Source organism: Xanthomonas sp. NCPPB 1132 (assembly GCF_056629235.1).
The window spans coordinates 2,730,279-2,756,298 of record NZ_CM152819.1 but is presented as its reverse complement, the minus strand read 5'-3'; the positions used below and the strand labels follow the sequence as shown (position 1 = coordinate 2,756,298).

The following is a 26,020-nucleotide window of genomic DNA, read 5'->3' as shown; positions in this document are numbered from 1 at the left end:
TAAAGCCGCTCCTACGACAGGCGCCCAGCCTCAGCGCAGGAACGCCTGCAGCGCCCGCACGTAGCCCGGATCGTCGCTGATGTCGTTGTGGTCGGCCTGTGCGAAGGCGACCACGGTCGGATGCTGCGGCAGGGCCTTGAGCAGGGCATCGGTGCTGGCCGGCGGCACCACCTGATCGCGGCCGGCGCGCAGGATCAGCAGTGGGCCGCGAAAGGCACGCAAGGCGCGCACCGAGTCGTAGCGATCGCGCAGCAACCAGCGCACCGGCGCCCACGGGTAGTGCGCCTGCGCCGCCGACACCAGGCTGTCGAACGGTGTGACCAGCACCAGCCGCGCCACCGCGCGCCGCGCCGCCAGTTGGCTGGCCACGCCGCTGCCCAGGCTGCGTCCCAGCACCGCGATCTGTGCCTGCGGTTGCGCGGCGTGCACATGGTCGTACAGCGCCACGGCATCGTCGATCAACGCGGCTTCGGTGGGCTTGCCGTCGCTGGCGCCGTAGCCACGGTAGGCGAGCAAATAGAGGCTGTGGTCGGGCAGGGCGGCTTGCAGCTGCGCGCGGGCGAAACGCAGATCCTCGGCATTGCCGCCGAAGTACAGCAGCACCTTGTCGTGACCGGGATTGACCTGCCAGCCGCGCAGCTCCACGTCCGCGCCGCGACGCAGCGCGAAATCGGTCTGCGCCGCTGCCACCCGCGTGCCCTGCGGGAAATACAGCAGGTCGCGCTGGCCCAGGTAGAGCAGGGCGCAGACCACCAGGTAGGCGGCGACGAGAATGGCCGCCGCGATCGCGGTGTAACGCAGCATTGCTAGCCGTGCTTGCGCTGCGCCTCGGCGAAGGCGGCCAGTTGCGCCGGGGTGGCCTCGGCCTGGTGCTGCGCCTTCCAGTCGGCGAACGGCATGCCGTAGACGCGCTCGCGCGCCTGTTCCTTGCTGAGATCTTCGCCTTCGGCGGCCGCCGCTTCGCGGTACCAGTCGGCCAGGCAGTTGCGGCAGAACCCGGCCAGGATCATCAGGTCGATGTTCTGCACGTCGGGGCGGTCGTGGTTGAGGTGCTGCAGCAGGCGGCGGAAGGCGGCGGCCTCGATGCGGGTGGTGTCGGTCATGGCGGAATCGGGGACAATGGACATCCCCCGACTCTACACCCGCCCGCCCCGATGACCGATTCCGTGCCCGTCTCCTCCGTCCCGGCCCGCATCCTCGACGGTCGGCGCATCGCCGAAGACCTGCTCGACGAGCTGAAGGCGCGGGTCGACGCGCGGCTGGCGGCCGGGCAGCCGCGGCCCGGATTGGCGGTGGTGCTGGTGGGCGGCGACCCGGCCTCGGCGGTGTACGTGCGCAACAAGCGCCGCGCGGCCGAGAAGGTCGGTATCGAGGCGTTCGACTACGACCTGCCCGCCGGTACCAGCGAAGCCGAGCTGCTGGCGCTGATCGACCGGCTCAATGCCGACCCCAAGATCCACGGCATCCTGGTGCAGTTGCCGCTGCCGGGCATCCCCGATGCCAGCCGGCTGATCCATCGCATCGATCCGCGCAAGGACGTGGACGGCTTCCATCCGGAGAACGTCGGCCACCTGGCGCTGCGCGAATTCGGCCTGCGTCCGTGCACGCCGCGCGGCATCGTCACCCTGCTGGCGCACACCGACCAGCCGGTGCGCGGGCGCAACGCCACCATCGTCGGCGTCAGCAACCACGTCGGCCGGCCGATGGCGCTGGAACTGCTGATCGCCGGCTGCACGGTCAGTTGCTGCCACAAGTTCACCCCGCCGGAGGTGCTGCAGGCGCGGGTGCGCGACGCCGACATCCTGGTGGTGGCGGTGGGCCGGCCGGGGCTGATCCCGGGCGAGTGGGTCAAGCCCGGCGCGGTGGTGATCGACGTCGGCATCAACCGCCTGGACGACGGCCGCCTGGTCGGCGATGTCGGCTTCGACGCAGCGGCGCAGCGCGCCAGCTGGATCACGCCGGTGCCAGGCGGGGTGGGGCCGATGACCGTGGCCACGCTGATGCAGAACACGATCGAGGCCGCTGAGGCGGCCGGGATTGGGGATTCGGGATTGGGGATTCATTGAAGGCTGCGCGGGATTCGGGATTCGGGAGTCGGGATTCGAGATTCGTTAAAGGCAGAGCAAAAAGCGCATGCACAGCCCTTCCGGTTTGTATGCGGGATCGGCAGGCCGTCGAGATCGCCCTGCTGAAAGAGAGGCAAACGGCCCGACCGCGCAGGGCGCGGTCTTGACGAATCCCCACTCCCGAATCCCCAATCCCCGCCCCAAATGCGTTAAAATGCCGCGCTTCTCCACACTCGGGTCCGCCGATGCTGCGCATCCAGGCTGAAGCTCTCACCTACGACGACGTCTCGCTCGTCCCCGCCCATTCGATCGTCCTGCCCAAGGACGTCAGCCTGGAAACCCGGCTGACCCGCGACCTGCGCCTGAAACTGCCGATCCTGTCGGCCGCGATGGACACGGTCACCGAGCACCGCCTGGCGGTGGCCATGGCCCAGCTCGGCGGCATCGGCATCATCCACAAGAACCTGACCCCGGCGCAGCAGGCGGCCGAAGTGGCGAAGGTCAAGAAGTTCGAGGCCGGTGTCATCACCGAGCCGTTCACGGTCGGTCCGGAGACCACCATCGGCGAGGTGCTCAAACTCACCCGCGCCCGCAACATCTCCGGCGTGCCGGTGGTGGACGGCAGCGAGCTGGTCGGCATCGTCACCAGCCGCGACATGCGCTTCGAGAAGAAGCTCGACGATCCGGTCCGCCACATCATGACCAAGAAGGATCGCCTGGTCACCGTGCGCGAAGGCGCCAGCGACGAGGAAGTGCTGCAGTTGCTGCACCGCCACCGCATCGAGAAGATCCTGGTGGTCAACGACGGCTTCGAGCTGCGCGGCCTGATCACGGTCAAGGACATCCAGAAGAAGACCGACAACCCGAACGCCGCCAAGGACGCCGCCACGCGGCTGCTGGTCGGCGCCGCGGTGGGTGTCGGCGGCGATACCGAACAGCGCATCGAACTGCTGGCCGCGGCCGGCGTGGACGTGGTCATCGTCGACACCGCGCACGGCCATTCGCAGGGCGTCATCGACCGCGTGGCCTGGGTCAAGAAGACCTACCCGCAGTTGCAGGTGATCGGCGGCAACATCGTCACCGGCGACGCCGCGCTGGCGCTGATGGACGCCGGCGCCGACGCGGTCAAGGTCGGCGTGGGCCCCGGCTCGATCTGCACCACGCGTGTGGTCGCCGGTGTCGGCGTGCCGCAGATCACCGCGATCGACATGGTCGCCGAGGCGCTGCAGGACCGCATCCCGCTGATCGCCGACGGCGGCATCCGCTATTCCGGCGACATCGGCAAGGCGCTGGTCGCCGGCGCCTCCACGGTGATGGTCGGCGGCCTGTTCGCCGGCACCGAGGAAGCCCCGGGCGAGGTCGAACTGTTCCAGGGCCGCAGCTACAAGAGCTACCGCGGCATGGGCAGCCTGGGCGCGATGGAGAAGGGCAGCAAGGATCGGTACTTCCAGGATGCCTCCGACGCCGACAAGCTGGTGCCGGAAGGCATCGAAGGCCGCGTGCCGTATCGCGGCCCGCTCAGCGGCATCATCCACCAGCTGACCGGCGGCCTGCGCGCGACCATGGGCTACGTGGGCTGCGCCACCATCGAAGAGATGCGCACCAAGCCCAAGTTCGTCACCATCACCGGTGCCGGCCAGCGCGAAAGCCACGTCCACGACGTGCAGATCACCAAGGAACCGCCGAATTACAGGATGGGCTGACGCCCATCCGGGAATGGGGAATCGGGAGTCGGGAATCGATGAACCAGCGTCTGCACCGCTTTGCCCATTCCCGATTCCCCGTTCCCGATTCCCGGCCCCAATGACCAACATCCACAGCGACAAGATCCTCATCCTTGATTTCGGTGCGCAGTACACGCAGTTGATCGCGCGGCGCATTCGCGAACTGGGCGTGTATTGCGAGATCTGGGCGTGGGACCACGATCCGGCCGAGATCGCCGGCTTCGGCGCGAAAGGCATCATCCTCTCCGGTGGCCCGGAATCGACAACGCTGCCGGGGGCGCCGGCAGCGCCGCAGGAAGTGTTCGACAGCGGCCTGCCGATCTTCGGCATCTGCTACGGCATGCAGACCCTGGCCGCGCAGCTCGGTGGCGCCACCGAAGCGGCGGACCAGCGCGAGTTCGGCCATGCCGAGGTCGAGGTGGTCGCTGCCGATGCGCTGTTCTCCGGCCTGACCGATCACGCAGGCGCGTCGCGCCTGAACGTGTGGATGAGCCACGGCGACCACGTGTCGCAGGTGCCGCCGGGCTTCACCATCACCGCCGTCACCGACCGCATCCCGGTCGCGGCCATGGCCAACGAGGCCAAGCGCTGGTACGGCGTGCAGTTCCATCCGGAAGTCACCCACACCCTGCAGGGTCAGACCCTGCTGCGCCGTTTCGTGGTCGACGTGTGCGGCTGCGCCACGCTGTGGACCGCGGCCAACATCATCGACGACCAGATCGCCCGCGTGCGCGCCCAGGTCGGCGACGACGAAGTGATCCTCGGCCTGTCTGGCGGCGTGGATTCGTCGGTGGTCGCCGCGCTGCTGCACAAGGCGATCGGCGACAAGCTGACCTGCGTGTTCGTCGACACCGGCCTGCTGCGCTGGCAGGAAGGCGACCAGGTGATGGCGATGTTCGCCGAGCACATGGGCGTCAAGGTGATCCGGGTCAACGCGGCCGACCGCTACTTCCAGGCGCTGGCCGGCGTCAGCGATCCGGAAGCCAAGCGCAAGATCATCGGCAACCTGTTCGTGGAGATCTTCGACGAAGAGTCGAACAAGCTCCGCAACGCCAAGTGGCTGGCGCAGGGCACCATCTACCCGGACGTGATCGAGTCGGCCGGCAGCAAGACCGGCAAGGCCCACGTCATCAAGAGCCACCACAACGTCGGCGGCCTGCCCGAGCACATGAAGCTGGGCCTGGTCGAGCCGCTGCGCGAACTGTTCAAGGACGAAGTGCGGCGCCTGGGTGTCGAACTGGGCCTGCCGCGCAGCATGGTCTACCGCCATCCGTTCCCCGGCCCCGGCCTGGGCGTGCGCATCCTCGGCGAAGTGAAGCGCGAGTACGCCGAACTGCTGGCCAAGGCGGACGCGATCTTCATCGACGAGCTGCGCAAGGCCGACCTCTACGACAAGACCAGCCAGGCCTTTGCCGTGTTCCTGCCGGTGAAGTCGGTCGGCGTGGTCGGCGATGCCCGCGCCTACGAATGGGTGATCGCGCTGCGCGCGGTGGAGACCATCGACTTCATGACCGCGCACTGGGCGCACCTGCCGTACGACTTCCTCGGCACGGTGAGCAACCGCATCATCAACGAACTGCGCGGCGTGTCGCGGGTGGTGTACGACATTTCCGGGAAGCCGCCGGCAACGATCGAGTGGGAGTGAACAGACGGTTGTTGCTGGAGAAGAAGGCGCTGCGGCGCCTTTTTCGTTGGTGTGACATGAATGCTAGTTCTGATGCCAAAATCAGGCTTACCTATCGACCTGATACCTCAATTGACGGTGGGGGCTTGGTAGCTATCAAGGAGAGGGCTGGAAATGAGCCGGATGTGGATGGTGCGCGGTGAAGGCGGCAGCCTCTACGACGCCTTTCGGGAGCGTGGGGTGGCTGCCGTGGGTTGGAACCAGTTGGCGGTGCAAGCCAAGCCTGGAGTCGGACGCAAGCAGTTGATCGCCTTGTATCAGACCGCCGAGCCCCTCGCGAAGCAACGCAATGCGGTTTCGGGCGCATCCCAGGCCTGGCGCTTTGTCAACGACATTCAGGAGGGCGACTGGGTCATCACCTATTCGCCCGCCAATCGCTTGAACTCCATCGGCAAGGTCGCTGGACCAGCGGAGCACTACCCCGAGCAAGGCATGCCGCTGGTACGTAAGGTGCAGTGGCAAGGGCAGGAACTGCCGCGCGACAACTTGGGCACCAGCACCAAAAACAGCCTGGGTTCGACACTGACTCTATTCGAGGTGCCGTCCAACGCGGCAGCCGAAGTGCTGGCGGCGCTGAAGGGTAAGCCGGCGCCAGCAGTGGAAGATGAAACTGAAGAAGTCATTGCCGATCCATTAGCCGATATTGAATCGCAGGCACTGAAACGCATCAAGGATCGGGTCAACGAACTGGACTGGGATGACATGCAGCAGCTAGTTGCCGGCATCCTGCGCGCCATGGGCTACAAGACCCAGGTCTCGCCGCCTGGCTCCGACCGTGGGAAGGACATCGTGGCGTCGCCGGACGGCTTCGGCTTCGAACACCCGCGCATCGTCGTAGAGGTCAAGCATCGCAAGGGACAGATGGGAAGCCAGGAGATTCGCAGCTTCCTCGGCGGCCGCCATAAGGATGATCGCGGGCTGCATGTCAGCACGGGCGGTTTCACCAAGGACGCCCAATATGAAGCTGACCGCGCCTCCATCCCGCTAGTGATGTGGACACTGGACCATGTGGTCCTCGCACTAGTTAAGCACTACGACGCGACCGACGCCGAAACTAAACGGATTGTTCCATTAAAGCGGCTGTATTGGCCAGCGTGAGTTGGAAATGAACGACATGAGCCAAACAGCCGTACAACAGGCACTCTATCAACGCAAGACAGTGCCACCCAAATATTTCATCAAGGTGAACCCACATGGCGCAAGCTGATACCTTGGTCGCCCTGGTAAAAGCAGCCAGCAGCGGCGACCAACCTTCTTTCCGAAAGTCGACCGAAGCCTTGATTCAAGAAGAGCGTGGCAAGGGTCACCGAATCCTGGCCGAGCGCCTGGAAAAGGCATTACGCGCGTCCTCTCATCAAGCAACCTTGTTCCAATCGTCCATGCCAACGGCGCGCCCCACACAGGCCGGCGGAGTTGCGCCAAAGGATTTGGTTGATGAATTGACACCGGAACGCGCGATGGAAGGCTTGGTGCTCGCTGATAGTATCCGCGAGCAATTGCGAGAAGTTGTCGAGGAACAGCATCGCACTGAGTTACTGCATGCTCATGGTCTGAGCCCTAGGCACCGAGTCTTGTTGGCTGGGCCGCCGGGGAATGGAAAAACATCGGTTGCTGAAGCGTTAGCATTTGAGTTGATGGTACCGCTGATCGTTGTGCGTTATGAATCATTGATTGGCAGTTATCTGGGGGAGACCTCTGTTCGTTTGAAGGCGCTTCTCGACTACGCCAGAACGCGGCGCTGCGTGTTGTTCTTCGATGAATTCGAGACATTGGGAAAAGAGCGAGGAGATACACACGAAACCGGAGAGATCAAGCGTGTCGTCAGCTCTTTGCTGCTTCAACTCGATGACCTTCCGGATTATGTGGTGGTTGTTGCTGCTAGCAATCACCCAGAGCTTTTGGATAGGGCCGTTTGGCGGCGCTTTCAGGTTCGACTAGAACTTCCACTACCCACGCGCGCGCAGTTGACCGCGTTCGTCGCCTCGATCAGCGAACGCAGTAAAGTCAATTTTGGTTTAGCGGCCGAGACCGTCGCAAAAAGGCTTTTGGGCCTCAGCTTTTCAGAAGTGGAAGAGTTCTGTCTGGGAGTAGTCCGGAGGGCGGTATTGGATCAAAAAGTGGATGACGCCAGAGCCATCGTCTTTTCCAGGTTAGATCAGTGGAAGAAACGGTTGAAACCTGCCAATAAAGAAGCATCAGACGAATAAGGCACAAGGAGGGGGTATGCCTGATGAGTACTTGCCGTTGCTGGTTTTTCCTGAGAAGCGAATTCTCCAGCCAGAAAAGGGCAATGGTTTTCCACCTGGGAAACGGAATTTGCCCGGCCATGGCGCCCAGGTAGCCCGTATTGGAAGACAGATCGAGCATCTGGAAGAAGCCTTCGCACGCTATCAGGCCAGCCTGGCTGGTGCTCTGGCCGGGCTCGAACCTGAAATGGTTCTAGTCATCGAGATCGTTGGACGTCTGGATGACTTCCGACAAGCCGTTGAAGCGGCTGGCTTAGAGTGGCTAGGGGAGACGGAAATCGACGATCTAGAGGCTGAGGATGAAGGCTTCCATGAGCGAGATGCTGCTGGTCAACCTGCGGTTAAGTCGCTGAGCGGTCGCATGTTTCTGGCCATGAGCAACATGGCTGGCTTGCGAGAGATTCTCGCGCTTTGGGAGCAATGGAAAGCCAATGGAAGCCTGCCCCACGGAAAAACAAAGTGGAAGGCCGTTTTCGAGCAATTGAACGTGCTGAGGCGCTGGGGCATTGAGGAGACATTGGTCGAAACAGGAATGATCGACCGCTGGCAGGACCTGCTTGAACCCCTTGACCCCGAAGAGAAGGTCAGATTTCAGATTGAGCTTTTCTACCGCAAGAGGGTTGAGAAGCGTCGAAATAATGAAGTGGCAATTCGTTCATTGCTTGAAGGCCTCGGAGGCCAAGCGCTTTCGGCGTTCCTTGATATGCCTCAGATCGCGTTCCATGCGGTCAAGGCCGAATTGCCTGCTCACGCCATTCAGTCGCTGCTCCGTCAAGTAGCTGCAGATGGAGCTGATATCGACATCGAACTGTTCAAATTCGCCGGCATCATGTATTTCCGCCCGACCGGGCAAAGCTTGGCGGTTTCTGAGGAGGGTGAGGGAGAGCCGGCTACGTTCCCTGAAAGTGTCAGTGACCTTCCTCCTGTTGCCGCGCTCCTTGATGGTGCTCCATTGCAATTGCATGAAGCACTGAAAGACCGACTGCTGGTTGATGACACATTTGGCTTGGAGGCCACTTATCAACCCGGTGAGCGCAAGCATGGCACCGCCATGGCTTCCTTGATTCTTCATGGGGATCGCAGCAATCCCGAGTCCGAACCGCTACCGCATAAACTGTATTGCATCCCGGTGATGCAGCCTGACCATCAGACACGCGACCATATTGAACATATGCCGGATAACGTCTTCTTTGAAGACCGCATCCATATTGCCGTTCGGCGCATGTTCGAAGGCTCTGGCGACGTCCCCCCGCAAGCGCCTACAGTCAAGGTCATCAATCTTTCCATTGGTGATTCAGCGCGGGAATTTATCCATACGCCAAGTCCTTGGGCACGGTTACTAGACTGGCTGGCCTACCGCCACCGCGTACTGTTCTGCGTCAGCGCGGGCAACTACTGCGGCGAGATTGATATCGGACTCAATCAGCAGCAGTTCGCGGCTCTTTCTGATGGAGAGAAGCTAAGCGCCACCGTCAAAGCGATATCAAATAGCTTGACATGCCGGCGTCTGCTTTCGCCGGCAGAAGCGATGAATGCCATTGCGGTAGGAGCCGCTCACGCCGATGATTCTGGAGATGCATATCCGCAATTTGGCCAGCGTGTCGATGTGCTGCCTTCGCAAACTCTGTTCAGTCCTGCCACCCGTCTGGGTTTTGGTTTTAAACGCTCCATAAAGCCTGACATCCTCATGCCTGGCGGGCGGCAACTCTACAACGCCCCTTTGCTAGCTAGATCAACCCTGTACAGCGTTGACAACTCCATCGTCCGGCCAGGTCAAAAAGTTGCGCTAGACAGCAGACAGCAAGGCGTTTTAAACAACGAAGCCTTCTGGCGTGGAACCAGCAATGCGACGGCGCTGGCCACACGAGGTGCGGTGCGGCTGTACGACATGCTGAACAGACTACGCCACGAGGAGGGGGAGGATATTCCCGATACGTTGATGTCGGTGCTGATGAAGGCGCTACTGGTACATGGGTCTAAGCAAGACGACGCTGGCAAGCAACACATCGAAAAAGCATTGAAAGACGCGCGCAACTCTCGCCAGTTCAAGCAAGTTATCACGCGCTACCTTGGCTATGGAGCCGTGGATATCGAGCGTGTGCTGACTTGCACTGCCCAGCGAGCAACTGTTTTGGGCTGCGGAGAAATTCGTGAAAACGAGGTGCATGAATACGCTTTCCCCATCCCTAGCAGTCTTTCTTCCCAAAGGATTTGGCGGCGGTTGGTCGTGACTCTCGCTTGGCTGACACCAATCAATCCGGACCACCGCAATTTTCGAGAGGCCAAGCTGACGCTAGAGCCAGGAGGGGGAAATTGGTCCAGTCAGATCCTCAAACTGGATCGTCAGGACGGTGACCACAATCAGGTCGAGCGTGGCACCGTGCAGCATGAAGTGTTGGAAGGCAAGAAGCAGATCCAGGCCTTCGAGGACGGCGAGATCTTGCGCATTCGCGTCACCTGTAAAAAGGATGCGACTGCACGCCTTGATGCTGTCATTCCCTACGGGCTCGCTGTGACGTTGGAAGCGAAGGAAGACATTCCGATCTATCAGCAAGTCCGCGCCCGTATCAAGCAACCGGTGCGTATTGCACCAGTCGTAGGCCGATGATCGTGACCTCATAACCGAGCAAAAGACCGGCGCGTTGTTCGGCGCGCTCATACCAACCGCGCCGGCATCGCCAACCATTGACGCAGGAACATCAACAAGGTGTCGAGACATACCGATGCAGAGGAGATCGCGCCGGCCATACTGGCAGCGTCCGGCGCAGTCTCTGCCTGCTTCGGTTTTCAGGAGGACGCGCCCTTTGCGTTTGAGAAGCGGCAGGACGTGCCGGAAGTGAGTCACGCGTCTGACGGCACGGCGCTGCGCCTGGACCGCGCATCGCCAGGACACACCTCCCAGCGCAGATCGCCGGTGTAGCGCGACGCCATGCGGCCCAGGTCGTCCAGCGCGAAGAGATGCAGCCAGCGATTGTCGAACAGCGCGCGAACCTGCGGATGGCGTTCGAGGATGCCGGTGATTGCCTCGGTCGGTGCCTCGATCAGTACCGACAGCCGCAGCGGTTCGTGGATGAGCCGTTCGCCGTCATGGACCGATTGCCAGGGGAGTCCGCCGCGCAGCAGGCCGCCGTTGCCCTCGACCACGCCGATGCCGCCGGTGACGTTGTGCAGCAGCTTGTTGCCGGCGCCGAAGACCTCGGGCGCGACGGTCGAGCCGTAATACTGCAGGCTGATCCAGCTGGCGACGACGACCGGGGCGGTGAGGATCAGCTCCAGCACGCCGAAACCTTCATCGCGCCGCCAGTCGTAGTCGTGCAGGAAGGCGCGTCCGGCCAGGTCGCGCCCGGCCGTGCGGGCGCGCGGCGCGGCGATGAAGGCCTGGCAGCCGGCCAGGGCCCATTCCGGGCGCAGTTCGGCCCAGTCGCGGGAGCGAGGCGCGATGTCCTGGCTGCGCTGTGCGCGTGGCAGACGCAGGGCGCGCTCGCCGCGCGTCAGCACGCCGGCGACGTGCAGCCAACGCGCCGCCTGGTCGAGGTCGGCGGCATGGTCGGGCGAAGGATGGTCGGCGCTGTACAGCGTGACCGCATCGGTCGTGGTGTCGTGCAGTGCGCCGACGAACAACGTATCGGCCGGGATCGCGATGCCGCGTTCGGCGAGACCGGCGCGTACCTCGGAGTCGTTGAGCAGCGCGGCCAGCAGCCGCGCGTTCACTTCGCCGGAATAGCCGCCGCAGGCGCCGCAGTGCAGGGCGCTGGCGTGCGGATTGTTGACCACGTTTGCCCCGTGGCCGGCGATCACAACGAGGCGGGCGAACCCGGTGGTGAGCGACATCGCGGTGAGGATGCACGTGGCCATGGTCAGTCGCGTGTCGAGGTCGAGCGCCTCCGCCGGGCGCGGCGCGGGATCGTTCGGCGCCGCTTGCCGCGTCAGCCCCAAGCCATCGCGCAGCAGCTTGGCGACGTAGATCGGGCCGGTGGCCTCGACGAAGGCGAACGAGGAAATGGCGGCCAGCTTGAAGCGTCCCCAGGCACGCTTCGCACGCGCCGCGATCCGCGCGGCGAGGTCCGCCTCGGCCACCGAGGCCGTCGCCGCTCCCGCGCAGGTGTGCACCGCCGGCGTCAGCAGCACCGGAATGCGTCCCTCGACCACGTCCGAGGCGAACCGGCGATGGCCGATGCCCAGCCCGAAGAATCCGGCGAATCCCAGGGTCTGGACGCCGGCATCCAGGCTTTCCAGCGCGCGACGGAACACTTCCGAGCGCACGTCGATGCAGAAGGCCATCTGCAGCTTCATCCGCTCGGGTGTCGCCGTGAGCGGGGCGGGTGCCGCAAGCAGGGCGTCGAGCTGCCGCTGCGCCGCGCGTTCGGCCGCTTCCTGCAGGAGGCTGTCGACGACATCGTCCGGTGTCGCCGCCACCGGCGCGCTGTAGGCGTCGATGGCGCTTCGCCACTGCGGCGCGATCGCCGCACCGAACTTGCCCAGCAGCGCGGCGTCCCAACTGATGCGGATGGCGAGCAGGTCGGTGACGCAGGCATCGGTTCCGCCGATCAACTCCGCTTGCCAGAGCCGATGCCGCGCAACCTGGCTCCAGCCGCCCAGCGTGGTCAGCAGGCGGTGGAAGTAGCCCTCCAGTGCCTCCGTTGCGAGGCCGAGGCGGGCGACCCCCTCGGCGATCGCTTCCTCGGCAGTCGCTGGCGCGTCCGCCACCTGCTGGGCGAATCGGGTGAGTCCGGCGATTTCCGGCGTCAGATCGTGGGTCGCGACCAGCCGCCATGCGTTATAGGCACCGCCGGACTGCCCGGCGACCCACAGCGCCTGGCCCTGATCGAAGTAGCTGGCGGCCCAGTGTCCGATGCGCTCTTCGACGATGCCCGGCCAGTCGACCAGCGACGCATCGCGTGCCAGATCGGCGACGGTCGGGATCGCCTGCGGGGCAGGGCGGGTGGCTTCGATGGCGAGCTTCAGGGCGGACACGCTCGGCGGGCGCAGCGCCGCCGGCGCGTTGTGCCAGGCCGCCTGCAGATCCTCTTCGGCGATCTCGCCGGACTGCAGCCGCTGCGCATACCAGGCGCGCGGCATGGTCACGGCGATGCCGGCGGCGCGCCGCAGCCGCGCCGCCGCGATCGGCAGCGGTTCGCCGGTCTGGCCGAGGAAGGGATTGACCGCCACGCTCGAAGCGAGCGGCCACAGCGGGGGAATGGCGCGCGCCGCACGCGCGGCGGCGGCGATGATCGCAGCGTGGGACAGGGGCGACGCGTCGGTGGTGGTCATCAGCATGGGGGTGTCCTGGCGGTTAGGGAGTCACGAGGTCTTGCGGACGGACCAGCCGCCGAGCAGGCGATCGAGCGTGGCGTTGGCATACAGGCCATTGGAGAGATGCACGCGCAGCCCGGCGGCGGCCGGGTGCGTGGCCCACAGCGGGAACAGCGCCTGCGCCACCGCCACCAGGCCGAAGCTCAGCACCGCCAACGCCATCAGCGTCCACTCCAGCCGGCCCGGCGCCGGCGTTGCCGGCAGCACGCCGGCGGTCAGCCATTCGGCGGCGGTCTGCAGCGCGAAGTAGCCGATCGCGGCGGCGCTGGCGTAGAGCGCGGTCCTGCGGGTGAGCGGGCGCGGCGCGGCATCGGCGAGGCCCTGGGCCAGCAGATAGGCCACACCGAAGATCAGGATGGCGCCCAGGGCCAGCGCCTGTGGCGACTTGTGCCCGAAGCCGAAGGCGAACCCGAAGGCCGCGCCGATGCCGATGTAGATCGCCAGCGCGATCAGGAAGGCGCGGCCGACCGCGGCCCCATCGGGCACCGCCACCGGCCCGGGTCGGCGAATCGACGCCACCTGCTCGACCGCGCCGCCGGAGGCCAGGAAGGCATGCGCCTTGTACAGCGAGTGCGCGACGATGTGCAGCAGCGCCAGCGGAAACAGCGCAAGCCCGCACTGCAGGATCATGAAGCCCATCTGCGCGACGGTGGACCAGGCCAGCGAGGTCTTGACCGCGGGCTGGGTCAGCATCACCAGCGCACCGAACAGTGCAGTGAACCCGCCCAGCATCGCCAGCACGGCGAGCACGCCAGGGGCCGCCAGCATCAGGTCCGCGAAGCGGATCAGCAGGAAGCCGCCGCCGTTGACCACGCCGGCATGCAGCAGCGCCGACACCGGCGTGGGCGCCTCCATCATCTCGGTGAGCCAGCCGTGGGTCGGGAACTGCGCCGATTTCAGCACCGCGGCCAGTGCCATCAAGGCGGCCGCCGCGGTAAGGGCCCAGCCATGCTGGCCGTTCCGCACCAGTGTGTTGATGGTGGCGATGTCGGTGGTGCCCAGGCTGTTCCAGACCAGCGCGGCCGCACTCACCAGGGCGATGGCACCGATGCTGGAGAACAGGCGCTTCTTGCGTGCGGCGCGCTGCGCCGCCACGCGGTCGGGATAGAACAGCAGCAGGCGATTGAGCGCGATGCTGGTTGCGATCCAGGCCACCACGATCTGGACCAGGTTGCCGGCCTGCACGAGCAGCAACACCGCGGCGAGCGCGACGCACAGCCAACCGGTGAAGTAGCCCTGGCGCGCCTCGCCATCGAGATAGGTGCGGGTGTAGCGCACCACGATCCAGCCGACGAAGGCGACCAGCAGCAGCATCGTGGTGCTCACCGCATCGAGCCGGACCGACAGGCCGATGCCGTTCGCTCCGAGCAGTTCGCTGTCGCCGGCGCCCCGGGCGATCAGCAGCGCCAACGAGGCGATGGCGACGATCAATGCGCCGAGCGCGGCACTTTCGGCGAAGGCGGGGAGGAAGCGGGGGCGTCGGCCGCTGCGGACGAAGCCGAACACGGCGGCAACCAGCAGCAGCAATGGGGCAGAGAGCGGCAGCAGATAGAGCGACAAGGCAATCCCCTCGGATCGGGCACGGTGGCGGGCGGCGCCACGATAGCGATCGCTGGGGTCGAACAAAAATTCATTGTTTTCACGATATCGTTCGTTATTATCGAACGATGGCCGCCCTTAACTACAACCACCTGCGCTACTTCTGGGCCGTGGCCCACGACGGCAATCTCACCCGCACCGCCGAGCGGCTCAACCTCACGCAATCGGCCCTGTCGGTGCAGATCCGCAAGCTGGAGGAGCGTCTGGGCCACGCGCTGTTCGAGCGGCGCGGGCGGCAATTGCATTTGACCGAGGCCGGGCAGATCGCGCTGGACCACGCCGATGCGATCTTCGCCACCGGCGATGAACTGCTGGGCACGCTGCGACAGACCGGCGCCGCGCGTCAGGCGCTGCGGGTCGGTTCGCTGGCCACGCTGTCGCGCAACTTCCAGTTGGAGTTCCTGCGGCCGCTGCTCGGCCGAACCGACATCGACCTGATCCTGCGCTCGGGCAGTGCCGGCGAACTGCTGCGGGCGCTGGAAGCACTGAATCTCGACGTGGTGCTGCTGAATCAGGCGCCGCCGAGCGACGCGCTGACGCCGTTCGTGACCCATCGGCTCGCCGAGCGACCGGTCAGCCTGGTGGGCACGCCGGACCGGCTGGGCCATGCCGCCAGCGTCGCCGATCGGCTTCGCCAGCATCCCATCATCCTGCCGACGGTGGACAACAGCGTGCGCGCGGGATTCGACGCCCTGGCCGATCGCCTGGGCGTGCGCCCGCAGATCGTGGCGGAAGTGGAGGACATGGCGATGATGCGCCTGCTGGCGCGCGAGGACATCGGCCTGGCCGTGCTCCCGCCGATCGTGGTCAAGGACGAGATCGCCGCCGGCGTGCTGGTGGAGGGTGATCAATTGCCGGACATCGTGGAGACCTTCCACGCCGTGACCATGGCGCGGCGGTTTCCGAATCCGTTGGTGCGGCTGCTGCTGCAGCCTTCGGCGGCATCTGGCAGTCTGTAGCGCCAATGGTCGCAGCCGTCGGGTACAGGCGTTGACCGGCGTATGCATAGGCCGCGTAGGCATTCGGCAGCACGAACTAGAATGGTTTCCACCCCGCCTTTTCCACATCAGCGACGAGGTGGCCCTGCATGGGTTCGCTCTCGACTTGCAGGCATGGCACCGGCGCCACGCCGAGATGGCTGTCTCGCCATGCAGCGCCGGTCTCCTTCGCCGCTGGTGACGCGATCGCGTGCGCCATGAGTGATGGCCCACGCACGCGCATCAGGCGGGTCGTGCAACCCAGAGGGTCCAACGGTCTTTCTCGACGATTTCCCCGTGCGCGGGCAATCGGTCACGGAGGTCGTCGATCAGGGACTGCAGTTCGTCATCGCTCAGTTCGTGCAGGATCGAGCGACCGGTGCGTGCCCCGAGGTCGAGGGCCAGCGATTCGAAGTCACCATAGCGTTTGCGTGTCTCCCACAGCGAATGCTCGGCGATGTCGGTGAAGCCGGCAGCTTGCATTGCCGCCGCGACGGTCGCGTGCGTAGGTCGACGGCCGGCCTCGATGGCGCGAAGCCGCGGAAAGCGGTCGAAGAAGTAGCCACGCAGGTGCGTGCTGGATCCAGGCAGGTCGACGTCCTCGGGTGTGCGGTCCTGCACCAGCAGGCGGCCACCGGGCGCCAGCAGGCGACGCGCCTCGGCAAAGCACGCCGCGTAGTCCGGCAGGTGGTGAATCAATGCGCGCTGGAACACCACATCGCAGCTCGCCGCGGGAAGCCCCGTCGCGGTGGCGGTGCCTTGTACGAAGCAGACGTTGTCCATGCCAGTGCCTCGCTCGCGGCTCGCAGCCACCATCTCCGCGGAGAAATCGACGCCTGTGACCTGGGCGGCGCCCAGCGCATGCCAGGCCAGCGCGTAAAGTCCGCCGCCGCAGCCAACGTCGGCAATCCGCTTGCCGGCAGGTTCGACAAGGGCGTGCACGGCTTCCATCCAGGCAGGATCGACGTCCCTGCCGGAGTACGTGTATCGGTTCTGGTGAGCGTGGAAATCGATGGGCATTGGCAGTGGACCATGGCGGGATGCACGGCCTGCGATGCTAGGCAGGGATAATCGGAATGTAAAATATCTGCTTGCTACCATGAGCAGATATTTTGAATATCATTAACGCCATGGAATTGCGCCATCTCCGTTATTTCGTCGCCGTGGCAGCTGCGCAGAGCGTGACCAGGGCGGCGGCACAGCTGGGCATTCAGCAGCCGCCGCTCAGCCAGCAGATCCGCGACCTGGAGCGCGAACTGGGTGTCGAACTGTTCCAGCGGACGCCGCGCAGCGTGCGCCTCAACGAGACGGGCCGCGTGTTCCTGGTGGATGCGCAGGCCATTCTGGCCGCGGCCGACGACGCTGTCGTTCGCGTCCGGTGTGCGGCGCAGGGGCAACTGGGGCGGCTGGTAATGGGCTACACCAGTTCGGCTGCGCTGCATCCGCTGGTACCGCGGATATTGCGGGCGTTCCGCGAACGCCATGCGCAGGTCGCGTTGGACGTACGTGAAAACACTACCGACAGCCTGTTTCGTGCGGTGATGGCCGAAGAAATGGATGCGGCGTTCGTCCGCGCTCCGGCCGAGCGCTTTGCGCCGCTGCGCGCCGTCACCCTGTGCGAAGAAGCGGTGGTGGTCGCGCTGCCGCGTGGACACCGGCTGAGCGCGGCAACCGGTGCGTTGGCGCTGGAAGAGCTGGCGATGGAGGAGTTCGTGCTGTATCGCAGCCCGGAGGGGCCGGGCATCCTGGACGTGCTGTCCGCTGCCTGCCAGCGTGCCGGTTTCGCGCCACGCGCGGTGGCCACCGTGCCGCGTCTGCTGTCTGCTGCCGCCATGGTGGCGGCCGGGCAGGGCATTGCGATCGTGCCGATGGCGCTGCAGTCGCTGCATCGCGAGAGCGTGGTGTACCGGATGCTGGATCCGGCATCCGCGTTCACCGTTCCGTTGACCTTGATCTGGCGCGATGCGTCATCCGGCTCGCCATTGGCGCGTTTGGTGGCGTTGGCGAAGGACGCATGAGGCGGCGCGGCGCATCCCGCCCCGGTTTGCGTCAGTAGTCGCTTGCGCGGACTTCGTATCGAGCATCGGCGAACTGCTGCGGGCGCTGGAAGCGCTGAATCTCGACGTCGTCGTGCTGAATCGGGCGCCTCCCGGCGACCGGCCGCCGGTGTTGTGGCGAGCTCCTCCGGCATGGGCCGTCAGCGAGACCCTGCCGCGTTTGTCGCCAGCAGTTCTTTTGCCATCTCCAGCGCCTGCTCACGCGAGGCGGCAAGCAGCATGGGGTAACCCCAGAACTTGGCGAACAGCACCGCAAAAGCCTTGTATCCGACGCGTTTGGCCGAGTTGGGTTCGATCTGGATCATCGCCAGCACCAGCCTTCGCAGTTCGGCCTTGTGTTTTTTCATCCACAGCGCCGTGCGTTTCTTTTCTTCCGGCGTGTGGTCGTGGTCTTCGCTTGGCGTGCTGTCGCTCAGGATCACGAACGGCTCCCCGCGCCGCAGGTTCGCCTCGAACTCATCGAAGTCCTTCTGGTGGTCATGCCCGGGTTCCTGGGACAGGTTCATCCAGACCAAGGGGAAGTTCGAACTATTCATGGGCATGGCCAACTCCTTGACGCTTGATGTGCCGCCAGGTGATCGCCATGGCGAACGCACCGGGCAGGGTGATGAAGAGCACGGCAGAGAGCGCGACATACCAGCCGTCGCGCAGCCCGTCCGCGATTCCTCCGAGGGTATTCAGGACGACGAGCACGCTGCCGAGGACCAGGGCGATTCCTTGCGTCCGGCGGGTCCCGATCAGTGCGAGCAGCACCGTGACGATCCAGCAGCCGTAGAAGGCGGAAAACATCCACAGGATGCCGGGATCGAACGTGATGGCCGCTGTCGCTCCGTGCGCTCTCACGAAGGTATTGACGTAGAAGAACAACTGGAAGGTCACGAAAAGCACGACACCCGTCGCGGTCGTCAACCAGAACAATGCGACCCTGTTCGGGGCGTGCATGGTCGCGTCTTGGGTAGGGCGTAGTGGGGCGGAGGGCTGAAGTGGCATGGGTAGGGTCTCTGAAATCGATGGCGGGATGGCCGGTTCTCACGCAGTGACGCGTTCGCCTGCGAGCGTCTCAGTACCGGTAGTCCAGCGTCACCATCACGTTGCGCGGTGCGCCGTAACTCACGGTGTCGAAGTCGCCCTTCTGCAGCGCGTACGTCCTGTCGAAGACGTTGTTGACGTTCACCGCCAGGCGAATTTTTTGGGTGATGGTGTAACGTGCCAGCAGGGAGGCGAGGGCATAGGAACGCTGTTCCCCGCCCAGTGAACTGGTGCCGGTATTGGGCGCCTCGTAGATGCGGCTTTGCCATTTGACGCCGCCGCCCACCGTCAACTTGCTCCACGCACCCGGCAATCGGTAGGTGGTGAAAAGCTGGGCCGTGGTGCGCGGGAGTTGCGAATTCAGGCGGACGCCATCGCCGTCTTCCGCGGTGAAGTGCGCGATGCCTGCAGCGATGTTCCAGCCATGCGCCAACTCGCCCTGCAGGTCCAGTTCGATGCCGCGCGACTTTGTCCCGTCGGCGCCTTTGTAGGCTTGCGCGCCGCCTGGCGTATAGGTCCCGGCGACGCTCTGCGCCGCGTTGTCCAGCGTGGTCTCGAACACGGCGATCGACGCATTCAGGCGTCCGTCGAGGTAGTTGCCCTTCAGGCCGAGTTCCTTGGTTTTCCCCTTGGACGGCGTGAGCACGTTGCCCTTGCTGTCCCGGTAATCCGTTTGCGGGTTGAAGATGCCGGTGTAGCTGACGTAGGCCGAGTAGGTCGTGTCGAGGTCGTAGATCAAGCCCGCATACGGGGTGAATTCGCCCGTCTTCTTGTAGTGCAGCCTGTTGTTGCCGGCGGTGTCGTCGATGTCGTAGTTGCTGACGCGGCCGCCGACGATGAATTTCAGTGGATCGGCCAGGGAAAAACGCGCCGCGCCATAGACACCGCTCTGCTTGACCCGGGTGCCAGTGGGTATCCACGTCATGGCGGCGAAGTCGGGCCGGGGATAGGGTTGGCTCAGGTCATAGACATCGACCGGCATGAAGCCCGCATAGAAGGGTGCGATGTCCCGCTGGCTGGCCGTACGACGCGAGCTCATCGCCCCCAGCACCAGCTCGTGCTGGCGGCCCAGCAGTTCGAATGGGCCGCTGGCCATCGCATCGACGGTGTTTTGCCGGCTCCGCCCGTCGGACGCCAGCGCGACCGGGTACGCCCCGTTGGGGTAGACGCCCAGTCCCGTGGCGCGATCGGGGCGGCCGACCAGGCCGAGGAGCTCGGCATCGTAGTCCGTGCGGTACTGGTTCGCGACGACGCGGAGCGTCCAGCCGTTGCCGAAGCGATGCTCGAGCTCGGCAAACCCGGTTTTGAGCGTGTTGTCCCAACGGCTCCAGTCCTGCGCATAGCTGCTGGAGCGCGGGTAGTGTGCCTGCGTGCCGTCGCTGAACCACAGCGGCATGCCGCCCCAGGTGGTGCCTTTCGGCGTGATGTCCTGATAGTCGACGCCCAGACTCAGTGTCGTGTCCGCTGTCAGATCCGCCTCGATGATGCCGTAGAACGATTGCCTCTGCGGTGTGTAGCGGTCGAGGTACGAATGGCCGTCCTGGTACGTGCCCACCACCCGCGCGCGGATGCGACCGTCGTGGGTTAACGGCGTGGAGACGTCGGCCATTCCCCGGTAGGTGTCCCAGCTACCCGCGCCCAGCGAGGCGGACGCGGAGAATTCCGGGGTCGGGCGTTTGCGCACGAGATTGATGGCGGCCGAGGGATTACCGGTGCCGGTCAGCAGGCCGGAGGCGCCGCGCACGACCTCGACACGGTCGTAGAACGCGGTATCGAGCGAACCGATGCCGCTGCCGTTGACGATGTTGCCGACCACCGTGGGAATGCCGTCGTACTGCAGGTTGTTGATCAGAAATCCGCGCGAGTAGAAACTCGTCCGTTCGCTGTCGGACTGATACGACGCGATCCCGGTGGCGTTCTCCAGCACGCCCTGCACCGACGTCAGTTGCTGGTCGTCCATACGTTGGCGCGTGATCACCGTGACCGACTGCGGCGTGTCCCGCAGCGACAGCGGCAGGCGTGTGGCCGCCGCCGTCTCGCCCGTGGTGTAGGAGCCGGTCCCTTCGGTCGCCGCCGCATCTGCGCGGAGCGTGACGTTGACCGCCGGCAAGGTCTGCGCTTCGTTGGACGCGTTTTCCCCAGCCTCGTTCGGTCGCTGCGCTGGCTCGGCGGCGCATGCGCCGTGCGTGCTGACGGCGATTGCCGCTGCGAGTGCCGAGCCCAACAGACTGCGGGGTGAGGGCGTGTGCTGATGCGCCGGCGGACGCGGGGCACGCTGCCCGATTTGCCGCTGGAGCGCGCCGACATCCGTAAGTTCGCACATCAAACGATACTCATTTGCGTTTGTGTGCGGTATTTAACACCGGGGTTGCGCTGGCTCGATGGCGAATTCAGGCCAGAGTGTTTTTCAATTCGGTCAGCTAGTCACTGGGCGCACAGGGTGGCCGGAACGCGACATGCTCTGGCCTGATGGCGCAATGCGCGCTGCGCATCCACGACTAGTCTGTGCAGGCGGCGCTGACGCCGTACTGGTGCGCAGCAGCGCGACGGCACTTGGCGTGCGTCGTCCGTAACAGCCGGGAGGCCACGCCGTTCCGGGGTTCCAACTGGCATCGCGAAGGGGGAGGAATGGAACCATGCGATGACGCGCTTGCGATCGTGGGCCTGGCCGCATCCTCCGAGCGGCGCGTGAAACGGCTGTCAGGCAAACACAAACACACGACGATGCGCAAAGCTGCAGCCAGCCTCGAGAGCGGATGCGTGGTGTCGACTCAGGAACGGCGCCTGATCGCGCACAAGCTGCGACCGACGGCCGCGCGTGCCGATGTCTTGCGCGCCTTGGAGCAGGCGGCGCCGAGTTGTCTCGATGCCAGCCGGGTGTACCGCCTCCTGAGCGGTCGGCGCGATCGCCTTACGCCGGGATCGGTGTATCGGGCACTGCACGATCTGTGGGTCGCCGGCTTGCTGGTTCGCACGGAAGGCACGCGTGGGCGTGCGTTCTACGCGATCAGGCCCGACCTGCTGACCGCCCGCCACGACACGCCGCGCTGTCGCTGCGGCGCGCGACTGGTGTTCATCGAAGACCCGGTCTTGCGTGCGCACCTTCGGTCACTGGCCTGCGAGGAGGGCTTCGTGCTCGACGCGGAGACCGTCTTCACCATCACCACGACGTGTGCGCGATGCGGGCAACTCCGCACTGCGGCACGTGGGGGGGCAGAGGACGATCGAAGGTCACGCACCAGGCGGGCCTGATCCGATCAAGGCGAGATGTCGTTGGGGAGCACGATGCCGGGCACGGGAGCAAGTTCGGCGCCGTTCCTGCGGTCGGACAGATAGCGCGCTGGCGGCTTGCCGACGGCCTTGCGGAACATGGTGACGAACCCGCTGGCGTTTTCGTAGCCCAGTTCCAATGCCACGGTCTGCACGCTTTCTCCCTTGGTCATGCGTTGCAGTGCCAGGATGACGTGCAGTTGCCGGCGCCAGCGCCCGAAACTCATGCCGATTTCGTGCAGCAGCAGGCGGCTCATGCTGCGCTCGCTCATGCCGATGCGGGTCGCCCAGACAGCCTTCGAGGTCTTGTCGGTGGGGTCGGCAAGCAGCAGTTCCGCGAGGCGGCGCAATCGTCCGTCGCGCGGCATGGGCAGATGCAGATCCTCGACCGGCGCTTCCACCAACTCGTCGAGCAATGCGGCAATCAGCCGATCTTCCCGGCCTCCCTGCGGGTACAGCGCGGGAAAACCGGCCACCTTCAGCAGCAACTCGCGCAGCAGGGGCGATACCGCAATGGTGCAACACGTGGTCGGAAGATCGGCGGCGGCATCGGGATCGACGAACAGGCAATGGCATTCGGTTTCGCCCGACCCGCGCGCCGCGTGGGGCAGGTCACCGGGGATCAAGATGGCGCACTGCGGCGGCACGATCCAGACGCCGTCTTCGATTTCGCAATTCAGGACGCCGCGAATGGAGTAGATCAGCTGCGCCTTGTGGTGCCGATGCCGCGCATTCTCCCAGCCCTTTGTCACCGAGGTGGCACGCAGGGCAACAACAGGGCGAGGCACGTTGTCGACGTCCAGAGACTCGATGACGTCGGTGATGGCAACGCTCGACATGATGCGCTGGAACTCGTGTTGCCGTGGACTGCTGTCTGTTTTGAATAATACTATTAAAAAACTTTCCAATTGCATGCGGCCGTTGTTGCGGCAGGCTTCTGCATGGCGCGTGGGGCGCGCGGCAGCATATTGCCTGGCATGGCGCCAGCGAGCGCCTTCGACTGCATCAGCCGTGGCTGGGCATCGGCGCGCCTACCGCTTCGCGAATGGCGGCCGGCGCCGTCGACCAGGCGCCTGCATGGAACGGCGGCTTCGGGTCGTACTGGATCTTCAGCTGTGCCTTCATCGCTTCCGCATCCCCGCGCAGGTGGCCGATGAGCGCCAGCGTCATGTCCAGGCCGGCCGAAACGCCCGCGGAGGTCCAGTACTTGTCGCTGACCACCCAGCGCTCGTCCACATAGGTTGCGCCCTGGTCGTTCAGCATGTTCTGCAGGGCCCAGTGCGTGGTGGCGCGGCGGCCGCGCAGCAGCCCGGCGCGGCCCAGGATGAGGGCGCCGGTGCAGACGCTTGCGGTGATCCGCGATGTCCTGTCGATCCGCCGGATCCAGCCCATGACGTCGGCATCGTTGGAAACGTCGCGCACGCCCATGCCGCCACCCGGGATGAGCAGGACGTCGGCCTTGTCGATGTCCTGGATCAGCGCATTCGCCTGATAGGTCACCATGCCACTGTCGCTGCGGTAGGGATCGCGGGTCTTGGCCGCCAGCACCAGGTCGATGCCCGGCACCCGATGGAGCAGTTCATAGGGGCCGATCCAGTCGAGCATGGTGGTGCCCGGGAACAGCAGGATCACCACCTTCGTCGGCGCCGCGGAGCCCGGCGGCGTCGTGCTATCCGGATGTGTCTTCGATGGCGCGGTGGGCGGCGTGGACGGCGCGGCCATCACGCGGTGGCCGGCCAACAGTGCGCCCAGGCCGAACAGCCCCAATTGGCTGACATACCGGCGCATCGCGTTGTGGTCCATGGGGTCTCCAGACTTGGGCATGCCGTTCTCCTTGTGATGGCGGTGGATGGTCGCTGCGGGCGACGCGTGCTGGCGGGGACTGACAGGGGCCGACAGGTCGGCGCCGCGCAGGCAGCTCAGAAGCTTTCGAGCACGATCTTGCCGCGCGCGCGATGCGTCTCGATCCATTCGTGCGCACGCCGCAGATTGGCGGCATTCACCTTGCCGAAGTGTCCGGCGAGCGTGGTGCGCAGCACGCCGGCATCGATCAGTGATCCGACGCGAGTCAGCAGTTCGTGCTGGCGGATCTGGTCGGGCGTCGCGTGCATCGACCGCGTGAACATGAACTCCCAATGCAGCGACACGCTCTTGGTTTTCAGCTTGCGGACGTCGATGCGATCGGGATCGTCAATGAGCGCGACGTGCCCCTGCGGATTGATCGCGGCGGCGATCTCGTCGAAATGGCGGTCGGTCTGGTTCAGGCTCGCGATGTAATCGACGCCGGCGAAGCCGATGCGCCGCAGTTCTTCGGACAGCGGCCTGGTGTGGTCGATCACATGTTGCGCGCCGAGGTCACCGACCCATTTGGCGGTTTCCGGACGCGACGCGGTGCCGATCACGGTGAGGCCGGTGAGCCGTCGCGCCAGTTGCACAAGGATCGAGCCGACGCCACCGGCTGCGCCGATCACCAGCAGCGTGGCGCCTTGCGATGGGTCGCCTTCCGGAATCTTCAGGCGATCGAACAGCAATTCCCAGGCCGTGATGGTGGTCAGCGGCAGGGCCGCCGCCGCCGCGAAATCGATGCGCTGCGGCATCCGTCCGGCGATGCGCTCATCGACCAGATGCAATTCGCTGTTGGTGCCGGGGCGCTGCAATGCGCCGGCGTACCAGACCTTGTCGCCGGGCTTGAAGCGCGTGACGGCAGTGCCCACGTCGCGCACCACGCCGGCTGCATCCCAACCGAGCACCTTGGCTTGGCCGGCTTCCGGCGCGACGTTTGCGCGGATCTTGACGTCGACCGGATTGACCGACACCGCGCGGACCTCGACCAGCAGGTCGTGTGCGCCGGGGAAGGGGTCGGGCAGGGTCAGCTCAACCAGCGCGTCGGCATCGCTGATCGGCAAGTTGCGGTAGTAGCCAATGGCTTTCATGTGCGCTCCGGACTGAGGACAGGATCGAACCGGCGCACGGCAGCAACGCGTCGTTGCGCCGCGGGTGGGTTCGGCTCACGCCATGATCGTCATGCGCCGCACGCGGTAACAGGCGCCGTGCGCGATATCAGTTTCAAAATTATTTTGAAATCTTCCGGTCCGGCGCGAGGTGCCCGTCTGCGTCACTCCAGATAGCCGTTGATCCTGTGCAGCAGGAAGTCGCGCAGCGCGTTGACCGTGGGCGACAGCATCGCCCGGTGCGCGCAGACCAGGTGCAACGGCGCGCGTTCTCCCTCGAAGTCCGTCAGTGCCGCCTCGAGGCGGCCGGCGCGCAGGTCGTCCAGTACATCCAGCCTGGACTTGTAGGCGATGCCGAGCCCCGCCACGGCCCAGCGCCGGACCAGTTCCCCGTCGTCGCTGCTGCGGTCGCCGTGCACGGTCACCACCTCCGGCGTACCGCCGCCGAAGAAGGTCCAGCGATCGTGCAGGGCATCGCTCAGGGCAAAGCGCAGGCAGTTGTGCCTGGCCAGATCGGCCGGTGTGGTCGGCCGTCCGTGGCGCAGAAAGTAACCGGGCGACGCGCACAGCACGCGCCGGTTCTCGGGCGCCAGCGGCAGCGCGACCAGCGAGGAGTCCTCGGACACGCTGTAGCGGATCGCCACGCTGACCGGGGCGCGGATCATGTCGGTGATCTGGTCGCCGATGCGGATCTGCAGGGAGACGCTCGGGTACTGCGCCTGGAACGCGTCCAGCCATCGCAGCAGCACGGTGCGCCCCAGGTCGGACGGCATCGACAGCGACACCGCACCGCCGATCATTTTCCGGCCTTGGGCCACCGCGTTGCGTCCGGCCTCGACCTGCTCCAGCACGTTGCGCGCGTACTGCAAGTAGCGTTCGCCATCCGGCGTCAGCCGCAGGCTGCGTGTCGATCGCGCGAGCAGCCGGGTGCCGAGTTCGGTCTCCAGCCGCTTCAGCGCCACGCTGGCGACCGCCGGCGTGAGGTCCAGTTGGCGGGCGGCCGCCGACAGGCTGCCATGGTCGGCCGCGGACACGAAGATCCGCACGTCTTCCAGTCTGATCATCCAGGTCTTTCCAGCAGATGCGCCGCACCACGCATGGCAC

The 26,020-nt window shown here is 65.3% G+C and carries 21 protein-coding genes and 1 pseudogene; 10 read left to right on the top strand and 12 right to left on the bottom strand.

Features of this window, described 5'->3' with window-relative positions; translation table 11 throughout:
• Positions 1–30: 30 nt before the first annotated feature.
• Together AC1G9L_RS11660 and AC1G9L_RS11655 are read right to left on the bottom strand one after the other, a co-directional pair.
• Entirely contained in the window at positions 31–804 is a 774-nt protein-coding gene (locus tag AC1G9L_RS11660) for an alpha/beta fold hydrolase (RefSeq protein WP_019800099.1), read from the bottom strand.
• 2 nt (positions 805–806) lie between these two features.
• Positions 807–1,103, bottom strand: a complete 297-nt coding sequence (locus AC1G9L_RS11655) for a DUF1244 domain-containing protein (protein WP_019800098.1) — start codon at positions 1,101–1,103, stop codon at positions 807–809.
• Positions 1,104–1,154: 51 nt separating this feature from the next.
• Between AC1G9L_RS11655 and folD the strand changes: the two genes are divergently transcribed.
• From folD to AC1G9L_RS11625, 6 genes are all read left to right on the top strand, one after another.
• Positions 1,155–2,066, top strand: coding sequence for a bifunctional methylenetetrahydrofolate dehydrogenase/methenyltetrahydrofolate cyclohydrolase FolD (folD, locus tag AC1G9L_RS11650; RefSeq protein WP_019800097.1), 912 nt, complete (start codon positions 1,155–1,157; stop codon positions 2,064–2,066).
• A 245-nt stretch (positions 2,067–2,311) separates the two neighbouring features.
• A complete protein-coding gene (gene guaB, locus AC1G9L_RS11645; RefSeq protein ID WP_019800096.1) occupies positions 2,312–3,769 on the top strand; it encodes an IMP dehydrogenase in 1,458 nt (485 codons plus the stop codon).
• A gap of 100 nt (positions 3,770–3,869) precedes the next feature.
• The gene (gene guaA, locus AC1G9L_RS11640) at positions 3,870–5,435 is read left to right on the top strand and encodes a glutamine-hydrolyzing GMP synthase (RefSeq protein WP_010342916.1); all 1,566 of its coding nucleotides are present in this window, start codon (positions 3,870–3,872) and stop codon (positions 5,433–5,435) included.
• Positions 5,436–5,588: 153 nt separating this feature from the next.
• Positions 5,589–6,572: a restriction endonuclease gene (locus AC1G9L_RS11635; RefSeq protein ID WP_019800095.1), complete on the top strand. Its 984-nt coding sequence runs from the start codon at positions 5,589–5,591 to the stop codon at positions 6,570–6,572.
• A 95-nt stretch (positions 6,573–6,667) separates the two neighbouring features.
• Positions 6,668–7,681: an AAA family ATPase gene (locus AC1G9L_RS11630; protein WP_481069131.1), complete on the top strand. Its 1,014-nt coding sequence runs from the start codon at positions 6,668–6,670 to the stop codon at positions 7,679–7,681.
• A gap of 16 nt (positions 7,682–7,697) precedes the next feature.
• Positions 7,698–10,328 (top strand): S8 family peptidase, encoded by a 2,631-nt coding sequence (locus tag AC1G9L_RS11625; RefSeq protein ID WP_481069129.1) that lies wholly within the window; start codon positions 7,698–7,700, stop codon positions 10,326–10,328.
• A 233-nt stretch (positions 10,329–10,561) separates the two neighbouring features.
• Here the strand turns inward: AC1G9L_RS11625 and AC1G9L_RS11620 are convergent, their stop codons facing one another.
• Complete coding sequence (locus tag AC1G9L_RS11620) at positions 10,562–12,997, bottom strand: YbcC family protein (protein ID WP_481069127.1); 2,436 nt, start codon at positions 12,995–12,997, stop codon at positions 10,562–10,564.
• 24 nt (positions 12,998–13,021) lie between these two features.
• Complete coding sequence (locus AC1G9L_RS11615; RefSeq protein ID WP_481069125.1) at positions 13,022–14,593, bottom strand: proton-conducting transporter transmembrane domain-containing protein; 1,572 nt, start codon at positions 14,591–14,593, stop codon at positions 13,022–13,024.
• A 107-nt stretch (positions 14,594–14,700) separates the two neighbouring features.
• Between AC1G9L_RS11615 and AC1G9L_RS11610 the strand changes: the two genes are divergently transcribed.
• Complete coding sequence (locus AC1G9L_RS11610) at positions 14,701–15,591, top strand: LysR family transcriptional regulator (protein WP_019799548.1); 891 nt, start codon at positions 14,701–14,703, stop codon at positions 15,589–15,591.
• Between the two features lie 261 nt (positions 15,592–15,852).
• Here AC1G9L_RS11610 and AC1G9L_RS11605 read toward each other — a convergent pair whose 3' ends face one another.
• The gene (locus AC1G9L_RS11605; RefSeq protein WP_019799547.1) at positions 15,853–16,629 is read right to left on the bottom strand and encodes a methyltransferase domain-containing protein; all 777 of its coding nucleotides are present in this window, start codon (positions 16,627–16,629) and stop codon (positions 15,853–15,855) included.
• A 110-nt stretch (positions 16,630–16,739) separates the two neighbouring features.
• Between AC1G9L_RS11605 and AC1G9L_RS11600 the strand changes: the two are divergent.
• Both AC1G9L_RS11600 and AC1G9L_RS11595 read left to right on the top strand, forming a co-directional pair.
• Positions 16,740–16,865: pseudogene (locus AC1G9L_RS11600) on the top strand (LysR family transcriptional regulator); the annotation flags it as partial.
• Positions 16,866–16,901: 36 nt separating this feature from the next.
• Positions 16,902–17,627, top strand: coding sequence for a LysR substrate-binding domain-containing protein (locus tag AC1G9L_RS11595; RefSeq protein WP_481071109.1), 726 nt, complete (start codon positions 16,902–16,904; stop codon positions 17,625–17,627).
• A gap of 179 nt (positions 17,628–17,806) precedes the next feature.
• On the opposite strand, the gene AC1G9L_RS11590 is transcribed toward AC1G9L_RS11595, so the two are convergent.
• From AC1G9L_RS11590 to AC1G9L_RS11580, 3 genes are all read right to left on the bottom strand, one after another.
• Positions 17,807–18,202: a hypothetical protein gene (locus AC1G9L_RS11590; RefSeq protein WP_481069123.1), complete on the bottom strand. Its 396-nt coding sequence runs from the start codon at positions 18,200–18,202 to the stop codon at positions 17,807–17,809.
• Complete coding sequence (locus AC1G9L_RS11585; RefSeq protein ID WP_481069121.1) at positions 18,195–18,608, bottom strand: hypothetical protein; 414 nt, start codon at positions 18,606–18,608, stop codon at positions 18,195–18,197. The genes AC1G9L_RS11590 and AC1G9L_RS11585 overlap by 8 nt, the downstream gene beginning before the upstream one ends.
• Before the next feature lie 118 nt (positions 18,609–18,726).
• Positions 18,727–21,018: a TonB-dependent siderophore receptor gene (locus AC1G9L_RS11580; protein WP_481069119.1), complete on the bottom strand. Its 2,292-nt coding sequence runs from the start codon at positions 21,016–21,018 to the stop codon at positions 18,727–18,729.
• Between the two features lie 305 nt (positions 21,019–21,323).
• Here AC1G9L_RS11580 and AC1G9L_RS11575 point away from each other — a divergent pair, with 305 nt between their 5' ends.
• Positions 21,324–21,947, top strand: a complete 624-nt coding sequence (locus AC1G9L_RS11575; protein WP_019799542.1) for a transcriptional repressor — start codon at positions 21,324–21,326, stop codon at positions 21,945–21,947.
• 5 nt (positions 21,948–21,952) lie between these two features.
• On the opposite strand, the gene AC1G9L_RS11570 is transcribed toward AC1G9L_RS11575, so the two are convergent.
• From AC1G9L_RS11570 to AC1G9L_RS11555, 4 genes are all read right to left on the bottom strand, one after another.
• The gene (locus AC1G9L_RS11570; RefSeq protein ID WP_481069117.1) at positions 21,953–22,804 is read right to left on the bottom strand and encodes an AraC family transcriptional regulator; all 852 of its coding nucleotides are present in this window, start codon (positions 22,802–22,804) and stop codon (positions 21,953–21,955) included.
• Between the two features lie 166 nt (positions 22,805–22,970).
• The gene (locus AC1G9L_RS11565) at positions 22,971–23,768 is read right to left on the bottom strand and encodes a DJ-1/PfpI family protein (protein WP_019799540.1); all 798 of its coding nucleotides are present in this window, start codon (positions 23,766–23,768) and stop codon (positions 22,971–22,973) included.
• 116 nt (positions 23,769–23,884) lie between these two features.
• Positions 23,885–24,898 carry a zinc-binding alcohol dehydrogenase family protein gene (locus AC1G9L_RS11560; protein WP_019799539.1) on the bottom strand — a complete coding sequence of 338 codons (1,014 nt, stop codon included), beginning with the start codon at positions 24,896–24,898 and terminating at the stop codon, positions 23,885–23,887.
• Positions 24,899–25,080: 182 nt separating this feature from the next.
• Positions 25,081–25,980, bottom strand: coding sequence for a LysR substrate-binding domain-containing protein (locus tag AC1G9L_RS11555; RefSeq protein WP_019799538.1), 900 nt, complete (start codon positions 25,978–25,980; stop codon positions 25,081–25,083).
• Positions 25,981–26,020: the final 40 nt, after the last annotated feature.